We start from the raw sequence: 12,343 nt of genomic DNA on the forward strand, positions 1-12,343 counted from the left end.
CGCGCCGCGCGAGGAGGGATCGATGATGGAGTTGCAGTTCGGCGCGGACGTGGCCGACTTCCGGGAGGAGGTGCGCACCTGGCTCGCCGAGCACCTGGTGGGCGAGTTCGCGGCGCACCGCGGCGTGGGAGGCCCCACCGACGGCGAGGCGTGGGAGGTCCGGCTCGCCTGGGATCGCGAGCTGTCGGCCGGGGGCTGGCTGGGCATCGGCTGGCCGGAGGAGTACGGCGGACGCGGCCTCGGCCTGCTCGAAGAGATCGTCTTCGAGTACGAGTACGCGCGGTCCGGGGCCCCCTTCCGGGCCACCGGCAACGGCGTCGACCTGCTCGGCCCCATGCTGATCGCGATGGGCAGTGAGGAGCAGAAGCGGCGGTTCCTCCCGCGCATCCTGGCCGTCGAGGAGCTGTGGGGGCAGGGCTTCAGCGAGCCCGGCGCGGGATCGGACCTGGCGGCCGTGCGCACCCGCGCAGTGCTCACCCCGTCCCGCCGCCCCTCAGGGCCCGACACCTCCCTGGACGGCGGCGAGTGGGTCGTCAACGGCCAGAAGGTGTGGACCACCTTCGGCATGCACGCCGACTGGCTGTACGTCCTGTGCCGGACCGACCCGGAATCCCGGCGGCACAAGGGCCTCAGCATGCTGCTGGTCCCGGCGGACCAGCCCGGCGTCGAGATCCGTCCCATCCGCTCCCTGGCCGCGCAGGACGAGTTCGCCGAGGTGTTCTTCACCGACGCGAGGACATCGGCGGACATGGTCGTCGGCGAGGTGGGCCAGGGCTGGCGCACGGCGCTGGGCACGCTCGGCATCGAACGTGGTGCCACGCTGCTGCCGTTGCAGCTCACCTTCGAACGGGAGATGGAGTCACTGCTGGAGCTGGCCCGCGAAAAGGGCGCCCTGGACGACCCGATGCGCCGCCGCTCGCTCCTGGACGCGTGGATCTCGGTGCGGATCATGCGCACCACCAACCTGCGCACGGTCGCCGAACTGCTCCAGGGCCGCGCCCCCGGCCCGCAGGCGACGACGGCCAAGCTCTACGCCTCGACCAACCACCAGCGGATGGGGCACCTGGCCATGGAGATCGCCGGCGCGGCCGGGCAGATCGTCGGGAACGGCTACGGCCTGGACACCCGGCAGCGCTCCTTCCTCCTCTCGCTCGCCGAGACGATCTACGGCGGGTCCAGCGAGATCCAGCGCAACATCATCGGCGAGCAGGTGCTCGGGCTGCCGCGGGATCCAAGGCCGGCGTGACCGACGTCGTGTGCGAAAGGCGAAACCGATGACCGCTGCCTCCGCCGGCCATGACAACGTCGCGGACCGGCTCGACCGGATCGAGTCCCACCTGGCCATCGGGCAACTCCCTATCCGCTATGCGATCGCGGTGGATTCCAGGGACCTGGACGCGTGGGTCGCCTGCTTCCGTCCCGACGTGGACATGGGACGCCACGGGCAGGGCAGCGAGGCCCTGCGCGCGTTCATCGAACCCCTCGTCCGCGGCTTCTACCGTTCGATCCATCAGATCTGCGGCCATCGCGTCGAGTTCATCGACCGCGACCACGCGAGCGGGGCCGTCTACTGCCGGGCCGAACACGAAGTAGGGGACCGCTGGATCGTGATGGCGATCTGCTACTACGACGAATACGTCCGGTTGGACGGGGAGTGGTACTTCTCCCGCCGCAAAGAGAAGCACTGGTACGCCGCCGACGCCACCGAACGTCCCCAGGCGGTGGCCTTCACCGGCTGGGAAGGGGCGGCCGAGCCGTCGCTGCCGGCGCAGTTCCCCTCGTGGGGGCCTTTCTGGGGAGACGACCCATCGATCGGAACGCTCACGGACCGGCCGTGAGCGCCGGACCCGTCAGCCGAGGAGGACTCATGAGCGAGAAGCTGTGCGAAGGGCGCGTCGCCGTCATCACGGGAGCGGGGAACGGGCTGGGCCGGGCGCACGCGCTGGCGTTCGCCGAGCAGGGCGCCAAGGTCGTGGTCAACGACCTCGGCGCGGGCCGTGACGGCGACGGGGCCTCCGGCGGCCCGGCGCAACGGGTGGTGGACGAGATCACGGCCGCCGGCGGCGAGGCCGTCGCGAACACCGGCGACATCTCGTCCTGGGACGGGGCGCGGCAGCTGGTCGAGCAGGCCGTGGACGCCTTCGGCGGGCTCGACGTGCTCGTCAACAACGCGGGCATCCTCCGGGACCGGATGGTCGTGTCGATGACCGAGCGGGACTGGGACGGTGTGCTCGCGGTCCATCTCAAGGGCACCATCGCGCCGTTGCACCACGCGGCCGCGTACTGGCGCGAGCAGAGCAAGCTCGGCCGGACGGTGGACGCCCGGGTCATCAACACCTCATCGCCGTCGGGGCTGTTCGGCAGCGTCGGCCAGGGGAACTACGGCGCCGCCAAGGCGGGGATCGCGAGTCTGACGATCATCGCGGCCGCGGAGCTGGTCCGGTACGGCGTCACCGTCAACGCCGTGGCGCCCACGGCGCTGACCAGGCTGACCGAGGACGTGGAGTTCATGCGGGACGCGGCGGCGAAGGCCGACTTGAGCCCGGAGGCGATCTCGCCGCTGGTCGTGTGGCTGGGCTCGGCCGCGTCCAAGGACGTGACGGGCCGGGTCTTCGGCGCGATGGGCAACCGGATCACGGTGCTGGAGGGCTGGGTCAACGGCCCGTCGGCCGACGCCGCGGACCGGTGGGATCCCGCGGCCCTCACCGAGGTCGTCCCGGGGCTGGTGGCCAGGGCCGCGCCCAACGCCGACGGGCTGGGCGAGCGCGGCAATAGTATAATGATTTAACTAAATACTCTCTTTGTGGAAAGTGGGAGTGCATCGTGGACTTCGCTCTGACCGACGAGCAGGAGCTGTTGCGCGCGACCGCGCGCCGGTTCGTCGCCGATGTCTGCCCGGCCGAGCGGGCCAAGGAGTGGGACGAGCGGTCGACCGCCCCGCCCGAGCTCTTCCAGGGCATGGCCGACCTCGGCTGGTTCGCGCTCCCCTTCGCCGAGGAGGAGGGCGGCGACGGCGGCGGCCCGCTGGAGCTGATCCTCATCGCGGAGGAGCTGGGCCGGGCGAGCTTCGACGTCGCGATGTGCTACATCGGCGTGCTGATCCCCGGGCTGACCGTGTTCCGCTGGGGCACCGAGGCGCAGCGCGCCTTCATCCGCGACCGGGTGATGACCGGGCGGCACCGCCTCGCCGTCGGCCTCAGCGAGCCCGACACCGGCTCGGACGCCGCCGCGCTCCGCACCCAGGCCGACGACCAGGGCGACCACTTCCTGGTCAACGGGCAGAAGGCGTGGTGCACCGGCGGCGGGCTGCCGGACACCACGATCGCGACGTACGTGCGCACCGGCGCCCGCGAGCCCAAGCACGGCGGGATCAGCCTGCTCCTGGTCGACCCCGCTGCGGCGGGCGTCGAGATCAGGCGCACGCCCACGCTGGCGCGGCACATCCTGGGCACCAACGAGATCTTCTTCAACGACGTGGTCGTCCCGAAGGAGAACCTGGTCGGGCCGCAGGACGAGGGCTGGAAGGTGATGCTGTCCAACATCGAACTGGAGAAGGTCATCATCTCCGGCGGCTACCTGGGCGCGGCGCAGGCCACGCTGGACGAGATGCTGGCCTACTCCCGCGACCGGCACGCCTTCGGCCGGCCCATCGGCAACTTCCAGTCCCTGGCGCACGCCATGGCCGACCTGCAGACCGAGATCGACTCCGCGCGCCTGCTCGCCTACCGGGCCGCCTGGCTGCTGGGCCAGGGCGAGCCGTGCACCCGTGAGGGCTCGATGGCCAAGCTGAAGGGGTCGGAGACCTACGTCAACGCGGCGCGGCTGGGCATGCAGGTGTGCGCCGGCCACGGCTTCTCCACCGAGAGCGTCATGAGTTTCCGCTACCGCGAGTCGATCGTCGCGACGATCTCGGGGGGCACCAGCCAGATCCAGCGCAACGGGATCGCCCGCAGCATGGGCCTGCGCACGTACTGACACCACGGGCTGACACCACAGGCTGACACCACGGGCTGACACCACGGGCTGCCCCAGGAAGGTGGACCACGATGGACCCGATCGACCGTTCGATCGCCGATCCGGCGGCCGCGGGCGTCGACCCCGGCAAGCTCGAGGTGCTGCTGAGCCGGGTCAGGTTGGAGGTCGAGCGAGGGCCGCTGCCGTCGGCCCAGCTGGCCGTCGCCCGCGAAGGGCGCCTGGTGGCCTTCGAGACGTGGGGCGACGCCGATCCCGGCACCCGGTACGTCCTGCAGTCGGTCGGCCGGTCCGTGGTGGCCGGCGTCGTGTGGAAGCTGCTGGGGGAGGGGGCGCTGCGGCTCGACGAGCGCATCGCCGAGATCATCCCCGAGTTCGCGCCGAACGGGAAGGAGGCGGTCACGGTCGAGCACGTCCTTACCCACACCGCCGGTTTCCCGTTCGCCCCGCTCGGCCACCCGAAGATGTGCGACCGCGGCCGCCGGCTCGCCGCCTTCGGCCGGTGGCGGCTGGACCACCCGCCCGGCACCCGGTTCCAGTTCCACCTGACCTCGGCCGCATGGCTGATCGCCGAGATCGTCGAACGGCGCACCGGCCAGGCGTTCCGGGACTACCTGCACGAGCACGTCGCCGGGCCGCTCGGGCTTGGCGGCCTCGAACTCGGGGTGCCGGTGGAGCGCCAGGCGGCCACCGTCGCCCCGATGATCGCCACCGACCGCACCAGCGAGGATCAGGAGGCCGACCCGTGGGGCCCCTGGTACCTGTCCGACCCCGAGGTGCTGGCCGCGGGCGAACCCAGCCACTCGCTCGTGGGCACGGCCGCGGACGTCGCGCTGTTCTACCAGGCCATGGAGCACTCCGGGCTGTGGCGGCGCGAAGCGGTGGCCGAAGGAAGGCGGATGCGCTTCGCCGAACGCCCGGCCGGCGACGAACTCTACGGCGGCGGCAGCAAGCGGGTCGGGATGGGCCTGTTCGTGACGGTCGCCGGCCCGGACGCCGGCGGCAACCTTCCCTCGACCGGATCGGCCGCGCTCTACGGGAACAGCGGCGCCGCCTACCAACTGGCCTTCATGGACCCGGAGACGGGCCTGTCCTTCGCATGGCTGTGCAACGGCTATCCGCTGGCCGGCTACGACCTCTCGCGCCGCGGAACGGCCTTGCTCACCAACGTCGCCAACCTGGCGGCCGACCTCCTCTGAGCGGTCAGGGGAGGCTGGGGCCGGTCACAGGCCCAGCGAGCGGCCGATGATCTCTTGCATGATCTCGGAGGTTCCGCCGAAGACGCGCTGGACGCGGTTGTCGCGCCAGATGCGGGCGATCTCGTAGTCGTTGATGTAGCCGTAGCCGCCGAACAGCTGCATGCAGCGGTCGATGACCTCCCACGCGGTCTCCGAGGTCCAGTACTTGGCCGCCGCCGCGTCCTCGGCGGTGAGGTGCCCCTCCACCAGGGCCATGGTGCAGCCGTCGACGTAGACCCGGGCCGCGTCGAGTTTGGCGCGCGCGTCGGCGAGCGCGAACCGGTTGGCCTGGAAGGTGCCGATCGGCTGCCCGAAGGCGGTGCGCTCGCCCGCGTATCGCAGGGTGACGGCGAGGGCGCGTTCGGCGGCGGCGAGCGAGGCCACCGCGATGGCCAGGCGCTCGGTCGGCAGGTTCCCCATCATGTGGTAGAAACCGCGGTTCTCCTGCCCGATCAGGTTCTGGGCGGGGACCCGGACGCCCCGGAAGAACAGCTCGGCGGTGTCCTGGGCCTTCATGCCGATCTTGTCGAGCGTGCGGCCGCGTTCGAAGCCTTCGGCGCCGCGCTCGACGACGATCAGGCTGATGCCCTTGTGCCCCGCGCCGGGGTCGGTCTTGCAGGCGACCACGGCCAGGTCGGCCAGGATCCCGTTGGTGATGAAGGTCTTGGAGCCGTCGACGACCCAGTGGTCGCCGTCGCGGCGGGCGGTGGTGCGGATGCCCTTCAGGTCCGACCCCGCGCCGGGTTCGGAGAGCGCGAGGGCGCAGATGGTCTCGCCGCTGACGACGCCGGGCAGCCAGCGGGCCTTCTGCTCGTCGGTGGTGAGGTTCATCAGGTACGGGGGGATGACGTCGTTCTGCAGGCCCAGTCCGATGCCGACCGATCCGGTGGCGGCCATCTCCTCGGCCATGATCGCGTTGTAGCGGAAGTCCCGCAGGCCCTGGCCGCCGTACTGCTCGGGGAACTCCCAGCCGATCAGGCCGGCCTTGCCCGCCGCGGTCCAGGCCTCCCGGTCGACCCGGCCCTGGCGCTCCCATTCCTCGGTGTTGGGGGCGCATTCGCGTTCGAAGTAGGCGCGGGCGGTCTGGCGGAACAGGTCGTGTTGCTCGGTGAAGATCGTTCGGCGCATGTGCCTGCCTCCGGGCCGGTCGGGGATCGGCCTCCACGGCGTCCGGCCCGTGGAGGTTGACGATAGATTAGTGTATATAGCTAAATAATTAGAAGATCCCCCGCTGGAAAGGACCCGGGACCATGCCGGTGATCAGGCTCCCGATCGAGCCGGGCCACATGCTCGCGTTCGCCCGCTCCATCGGCGACGACGATCCGGCCTACCAGGCCGTGCTGACCGATCCGGACGGGCGGGCGGTCGCGCCGCCGACCTTCGTCATGGCCTCGGCGCACTTCGACGACGACTATCCGCTGCGGCCCAGACCCGGCGAGGAGTGGTTCGGCTCCGGCGCGGGTCCGGGGACGGCCAGGGAAGGCGGCGGCGGGCTGCACGCGGAGCAGCACTTCGAGTACCACCGGCCGGTGCGGGCGGGTGATGTGCTGACGGCCGAGACCCGGCCGGGACGCACCTGGGAGAAGAACGGCCGGGCCGGGCGGTTGCGTTTCACCGAGACCGTCACCGAGTACAGGGGCGCCGGCGGCGCGCTCGTGGTCACCGCCCGGTCGGTGGGCGTGGTGCCGGAGGGCCCCGTGACCGGTCCGTCCGCCGGCGGCGGGCAGGAGAGCAACCGATGACCCTTCGGATGGACGAGATCAAGGCGGGGGAGACCCGCGAGCGCGTCGTCGTGGCCGACCTCAAGCGCACGCAGATCGTGCAGTACGCCGGGGCGTCCGGCGACTTCAACCCGCTGCACACCGACCGGGAGTTCGCGGTGGAGAGCGCCGGATACCCGGGGGTGTTCGCGCACGGGATGCTGACGATGGGCATGACGGGCCGCGTGCTCACCGAGTGGTTCGGCAGGGAGAACCTGGTGCGGTTCGGTGTCCGCTTCAAGGCCCAGGTATGGCCCGGCGACACGCTCACCGTCACCGCGACCGTGGCGGAGGTCGTGGCCGGCGAACACGGCGCCGTGGCCGCGATATCACTCCGGACCGTCAACCAGGACGGGGTCGTGGTGGTCTCGGGGACGGCGGCGGCCAAGCTCGACGGGCCGGCCTGAGCCGGCGCAGGGACGACGAAGTGCGGGGACGACGATGACGAAGACCCGATCCGAGACGGAACCCCAGGGCACCGGTGAGGCCCCGGTCATCCTCAGCGAGCAGACCGATGACGGCGTGCTCGTGCTGACCCTCAACCGGCCGGAGCGTCACAATGCGTGGACGCTGGACATGGAACTGCTCTACAACGAGCTGTTCGACCGCGCCGAGACCGACCCGGATGTACGGGCCGTGGTGCTCACCGGCGCCGGTCGCAGCTTCTGCCCGGGCTTGGACATGAAGGTGCTGGACGCGACCTCTTCAGGGGCAGGGTCCTACCCGACCGACCGGCTTCCGCCGCGAACACGGCCGATCGGCTGCCCCAAGCCCGTGATCGCGGCGGTGAACGGCGCCTGCGCCGGCATCGGGTTCAACCAGGCGCTGATGTGCGACGTTCGCTTCGCCGTGCCGGGGGCGAAGTTCGCCGCCGCGTTCAGCCGCCGCGGGCTGGTCGCCGAGGACGGCGTCGCGTGGATCCTGCCGCGCGTCGTGGGGTACGGGCACGCGAGCGACCTGCTGCTGTCCTCCCGGCCGGTGGCCGGCACCGAGGCTCTGGAGATGGGACTGGTCAACCGCCTGGTGGAGCCGGAGGACCTGCTGGCGACGGCACTGGAGTACGCGAGCGAGCTGGCCCGCCAGTGCAGCCCGTACGCCATGTCCCTGATCAAACGCCAGCTGCGGGACGACCAGGCCCGAGGCTTCGCCGAGGGCAACCAGGAGGCCAGGTCGCTGCTGCTGGAGGCCAGAAAGGCCCCCGACTACCGCGAGGGCGTGCGCAGCTTCATCGAACGAAGGCCCCCCCGGTTCTCCGGCTTGGGAGAGGCGGACGACCCGACATGATGAGCGAAACATCGCGATTGGAGGGAAAGGTCGCTCTCGTCACCGGGGCGGGACAGGGCGTGGGGCGTGGCGTGGCGCTCGCGCTGGCACGAGAGGGCGCGGCGGTCGTCCTCACCGGGCGTACGGAGAGCAAGCTCCGCTCGGTCGCGGTGGAGATCGCCGACCGCGGGGCCAAGGCGCATCCCGTCGTCGGCGACGTGGGGCGGCGCGAGGACGTCGAACTGATGGTGGCCGAGTGCGTGGCGGTCTTCGGCAGGCTCGACGTCCTGGTCAACAACGCGCAGTCCTCGGTCCAGCGACTGCTGAAGGACACCGGCGAAGACGATATCGACCTCGCCTACCGGACCGGCCCGCTGGCGACCTTCCGCGCCATGCGCGCGGCGCTGCCCCACCTGCGCGCGGAAGGCGGGAGCATCGTCAACTTCGGGTCCTCCACAGCGGTGCAGGGCGACCCCGCGTTCGGCTCGTACGCGATGGCCAAGGAGGCGATCCGAGGGCTGACGCGGACGGCGGCACGCGAGTGGGGACGGTACGGAATCCGGGTCAACACGGTCTGTCCCGCGGCTTTCTCCCCGGCCGCGGACACGTTCCGCGACGCCGACCCGGAGCGTTTCGAGCGCTTCGTCGCGGGGATTCCGCTGGGCCGGATGGGCGATCCCGAGCAGGACATCGGACGCGCCGTCGCGGCCCTGGTCAGCGACGACATGGCCTACCTCACGGGCGCGACCCTGATGCTCTGCGGCGGCAGGACACTCCTGGCCTGAGACCACGCGGGCGCCTTCATCGTCTCCCTTCAGGTGTTGCGGCCGCCGTTGACGCCGAAGACCTGGCCCGTGACGTAGCCCGCCTCGTCCGAGACGAGGAAGGCGCAGGCCGCCGCGATGTCCTCCGGCCTGCCGGCGCGGCGCACCGGGGTCCGCGCGATCGCCTCTTCGATGCCGCCCGGTCCGAGCCGTCCCCGCGCGTCGTTGCGCCGCGTCATCGGGGTGTCGATGAATCCGGGCGGGATCGTGTTCACGGTGACGCCCGAGGGGCCGAACTCGAGCGCGAGCGACTTGGTCAGGCCGACCATTCCGGTCTTCGAGGCGACGTAGTGCGCCATGTACTGCTGGCCGCCGTGGGTGCTGGAGGAGGAGATGTTGACGATGCGCCCCCACCCGGCCGCGATCATGTCGGGCAGGACGAGCCGGCAGCAGTGGAACGTCCCGGTCAGGTTGACGGCGAGCATCTCGTCCCACTGCTCCGGGGTGATGTCCAGGAAGCGGCGGAACCCCTCCTTGCCGGCGTTGTTCACCAGGATCGTGACGGGCCCGAAGTGCTCGCGGACGCGATCGACACCGCGGGCGACGCCGTCGGGGTCCGCGACGTCGACGCGGACCGCCAGCGCCCGGCCGCCGGCGCCGCGGATCTTCGCCGCGGCCGACTCGGCCTCGTCGCCGTCGAGGTCGAACAGCGCGGTCCGCACGCCGTCGCGCGCCAGCCGTTCGGCGATCGCGAGCCCGATGCCCGACGCGGCGCCCGTGACGATACCGGCCTTCTCCTCGGGGGGCTGTGCCATAGCGGTTCCTCTCGTGCGGCGGGATCAGGTCGGCCGTGATCAGGTCAGCAAGGTGCGGGTGCCGCCGCGCAGCCAGCCTTGGAAGATGTCGATGAAGGCGCCGGGGTATTCGGGTGGCGGAGCGGTGACCCTGTCGAGCTCCTCCTGAACCTCGGGTGGAATCTCCACGTTGAGCGAACCGAGGTTGTCCTCCAGTTGCGGCATCGTCCGGGCGCCGATGATGGCCGCGGTCACCGGCCTCGTGCGCTGCCACGCCAGCGCGAGCTGCGCCGGCGTGCATCCGGCTCGGCGGGCGGCGTCCCGGACGATGTCGACGATGCCGAAGCCCCGGTCGTTCTTGACCAGCGAGTCGAACACGACCTCTCGCTGCGACAGGCGTGTCGCGGCCGTCCCGGTGCCCGGCCGCAGCTTTCCGGTCAGCATCCCCGCCGCCAGCGGGCTCCAGCTGATGAACCCGAGGCCCTCCTCGGCGAAGAGGTCGAAGTGCTCGCGCTCCAGGGTGCGGACGATCAGGTTGTACTGGCCCTGGAAGGACACGAACCGCGCCGCGCCGGCCCGGTCGCTGATCGCGAGCGCCTTCATCAGACGGTAGGCGCGCAGGTTGGACGCGCCCGCGTAGAGGACCTTCCCGGCACGGACGAGATCGTCGATCGCGCTGACGGTCTCCTCCAGGGGGGTCGCCTCGTCATCGACGTGCACCTGGTAAAGGTCGATGTGGTCGGTGTCCAGCCGGCGCAGGCTCTCCTCGCAGGCCCGGCGGATGTGGATGCGGCTCGCGCCGCGGTCGTGCGGGCCGCGGCCCACCGGCATCCCGAACTTGGTGGCGAGGACGACCTGCGCGCGCTTCCCCTTGAGCGCGCGCCCGCAGATCTCCTCGGACCCGGGGTAGCCGTCGGCGGTGTCGAGGAAGTTGCCACCGGCGTCCAGGTAGCGGTCGACGAGGCGGACCGCCGTATCCTCGTCGCACCCCCAGTCCTTCATGCCGAAGGTCATCGCGCCGAGCGCGAGCTCGGAGACGTACAGGCCGCTGCGGCCGAGTCGGCGTACCTCCATCGCGCTAGACCGGCCCGGCCGACGTGTCGGCGACCCAGCGGACCGAACGCCGGAACGGCTCGGTGCCGTCGTGCGGCATCCGGACGGTCTGGGCGGGGTCGAGGTCGTCCATCTGCACGGACCGGTCGATCGGCTGCGTGCGCTGGACGCCGTGGAGGGCGAGTTCGTCCCGCAACCGCTCCCGGAGCGCTTCGGGGAAGATCCCGACCGTCTGCGTCTCCTCGCTCACCCAGCGCGGAACCTTCGTGATGTCCGGGACCGGGACGAGGTTGACGATGCGGTTGTTCAGCCGCCGGGCGAACTCGACCGGCTCGTCCACCGTGCGGGAGACGACGACACCGGCGCTGGAGGTGTCCCCGATGACCCGGTAGAACTCGTCGTCGAGGGCGATCGCGCGCAGCTCGTCCGCCAGCTCGGGATCCGGCCGCTTCGGCGCCGTCGACTCGTGCGGCGGCAGGTCGAGGAACGCCCGGTGGACCGCGTGGCCGAACTCTTCGAGGCGGGCCAGGTCGGCCTCGTCGTCGTCGCACTCGACGTAGACGACCCGGGTGCTGGCGCAGGCGGTCTGGTTCATGTGCCCGGCCATCCGGGCGACGCCGGCCGCGGCGCGTCTCATCGGCTCCCCGCCCTCGAGCGCCTCGTGCCCGACGATGGAGATCGACAGCTTCGGGTTCATGGCGATGAGCTCGATGCCGGGGACGAGGTACTTCTGGACGTGGGTCATCGACGCCGTCCCGCCCCAGGCGGTGAGCTTCTCGATCCGGTTCGGCGTGATCACCTGCCGCTCGACCTCCTCGTCGCCGCCCTTCCAGTAGGCGACGGCGAAGTGCCTGGTGACCGGGTGGTCCGGGGCCATGTCCACCATGGTGCGGATGATCGCCGCGGCGGTGAACGGGTCGTTCGACGGCGTCTTGATCAGCGTGTCGCCCTTGGTCAGCGCGCCGCGGATGATCGTGATGCCGGCCGTGACCGGGACGTTGCCGGCGATGATGTGCAGCTGCCGGGTCCCGACGGCGCGGATGCGGACCAGGGAGCGGCCGGGCCCGCCCTGCTCGACCCATCCGTCCAGGTAGTCCTTGCCGACCTTGGCGTCGATCTGCGCGCTCAGCCGGTCCGGGGCGAACATGGCCGGGAAGCGCTCGTAGATCGGGCGGAGCACCGGCGCGGTCATGTCCCCGGCCTCGAGCGCGAGCTCGAAGGCCTTCCGCATCAGCGGGTTGTCGAGCGTGAGGCGCTTCCCGAGCTCGCCGAGGAAGTCGATGATCTCGTCGATCGGCGTGCGGTGCAGGTCGCGCAGGCCGCCGGGGTCGGCGAGCACCAGCTCGCGGGCGTACCCGCGCGGATCGGCCTGCCGGAAGGAGGCGCCGGCGCGGCCCCCGAACAGGATCGCGTCGTCACCCGGTTCGATGACGCGCCCGCGGATCACGATCGGGATGTCGAGCGCGGTCGCCGTCTCCGGGGCGATGGTCGGGGACATC

At 71.2% G+C, this 12,343-nt stretch carries 13 protein-coding genes; 9 read left to right on the top strand and 4 right to left on the bottom strand.

The genetic code is table 11. The annotated features are described in order from the left end of the window. Positions 1-22: 22 nt before the first annotated feature. The 5 genes from ABD340_RS09120 to ABD340_RS09140 all read left to right on the top strand — a co-directional run bounded on the left by ABD340_RS09120 (position 23) and on the right by ABD340_RS09140 (position 5,171). Complete coding sequence (locus tag ABD340_RS09120; RefSeq protein WP_344588208.1) at positions 23-1,246, top strand: acyl-CoA dehydrogenase family protein; 1,224 nt, start codon at positions 23-25, stop codon at positions 1,244-1,246. A 28-nt stretch (positions 1,247-1,274) separates the two neighbouring features. After that, positions 1,275-1,838, top strand: coding sequence for a nuclear transport factor 2 family protein (locus ABD340_RS09125; RefSeq protein WP_344588210.1), 564 nt, complete (start codon positions 1,275-1,277; stop codon positions 1,836-1,838). 29 nt (positions 1,839-1,867) lie between these two features. Continuing rightward, entirely contained in the window at positions 1,868-2,788 is a 921-nt protein-coding gene (locus tag ABD340_RS09130; protein WP_344588211.1) for an SDR family oxidoreductase, read from the top strand. Positions 2,789-2,823: 35 nt separating this feature from the next. Further along, positions 2,824-3,975 (top strand): acyl-CoA dehydrogenase family protein, encoded by a 1,152-nt coding sequence (locus ABD340_RS09135; RefSeq protein WP_344588212.1) that lies wholly within the window; start codon positions 2,824-2,826, stop codon positions 3,973-3,975. A 71-nt stretch (positions 3,976-4,046) separates the two neighbouring features. After that, positions 4,047-5,171, top strand: a complete 1,125-nt coding sequence (locus ABD340_RS09140) for a serine hydrolase domain-containing protein (protein WP_344588213.1) — start codon at positions 4,047-4,049, stop codon at positions 5,169-5,171. A gap of 24 nt (positions 5,172-5,195) precedes the next feature. On the opposite strand, the gene ABD340_RS09145 is transcribed toward ABD340_RS09140, so the two are convergent. Continuing rightward, positions 5,196-6,338 (bottom strand): acyl-CoA dehydrogenase family protein, encoded by a 1,143-nt coding sequence (locus ABD340_RS09145; RefSeq protein WP_344588214.1) that lies wholly within the window; start codon positions 6,336-6,338, stop codon positions 5,196-5,198. Between the two features lie 122 nt (positions 6,339-6,460). On the opposite strand from ABD340_RS09145, the gene ABD340_RS09150 reads away from it, so the two are divergent. The 4 genes from ABD340_RS09150 to ABD340_RS09165 are packed head-to-tail and all read left to right on the top strand — an operon-like array spanning position 6,461 to position 9,018. Then, positions 6,461-6,952 (top strand): FAS1-like dehydratase domain-containing protein, encoded by a 492-nt coding sequence (locus ABD340_RS09150; protein WP_344588215.1) that lies wholly within the window; start codon positions 6,461-6,463, stop codon positions 6,950-6,952. Further along, entirely contained in the window at positions 6,949-7,377 is a 429-nt protein-coding gene (locus tag ABD340_RS09155; protein ID WP_344588216.1) for a MaoC family dehydratase, read from the top strand. Before ABD340_RS09150 ends, ABD340_RS09155 begins: the two co-directional genes overlap by 4 nt. 34 nt (positions 7,378-7,411) lie before the next feature. Beyond that, on the top strand, positions 7,412-8,254 hold the full coding sequence (locus ABD340_RS09160) for an enoyl-CoA hydratase-related protein (protein ID WP_344588217.1): 843 nt from the start codon (positions 7,412-7,414) through the stop codon (positions 8,252-8,254). Beyond that, a complete protein-coding gene (locus ABD340_RS09165) occupies positions 8,254-9,018 on the top strand; it encodes an SDR family NAD(P)-dependent oxidoreductase (protein ID WP_344588588.1) in 765 nt (254 codons plus the stop codon). Before ABD340_RS09160 ends, ABD340_RS09165 begins: the two co-directional genes overlap by 1 nt. Positions 9,019-9,047: 29 nt before the next feature. Here the strand turns inward: ABD340_RS09165 and ABD340_RS09170 are convergent, their stop codons facing one another. Genes ABD340_RS09170 through ABD340_RS09180 form a run of 3 tightly spaced genes read right to left on the bottom strand, consistent with a single transcriptional unit; the run spans position 9,048 to position 12,342 of the window. Beyond that, a complete protein-coding gene (locus ABD340_RS09170) occupies positions 9,048-9,812 on the bottom strand; it encodes an SDR family NAD(P)-dependent oxidoreductase (protein ID WP_344588218.1) in 765 nt (254 codons plus the stop codon). A 39-nt stretch (positions 9,813-9,851) separates the two neighbouring features. Beyond that, entirely contained in the window at positions 9,852-10,865 is a 1,014-nt protein-coding gene (locus ABD340_RS09175) for an aldo/keto reductase (protein ID WP_344588219.1), read from the bottom strand. A gap of 4 nt (positions 10,866-10,869) precedes the next feature. Beyond that, positions 10,870-12,342: an acyl-CoA reductase gene (locus ABD340_RS09180; RefSeq protein ID WP_344588220.1), complete on the bottom strand. Its 1,473-nt coding sequence runs from the start codon at positions 12,340-12,342 to the stop codon at positions 10,870-10,872. Position 12,343 lies beyond the last annotated feature (1 nt).

The organism is Actinomadura vinacea (genome assembly GCF_039532545.1).
Lineage (GTDB): Bacteria > Actinomycetota > Actinomycetes > Streptosporangiales > Streptosporangiaceae > Spirillospora > Spirillospora vinacea.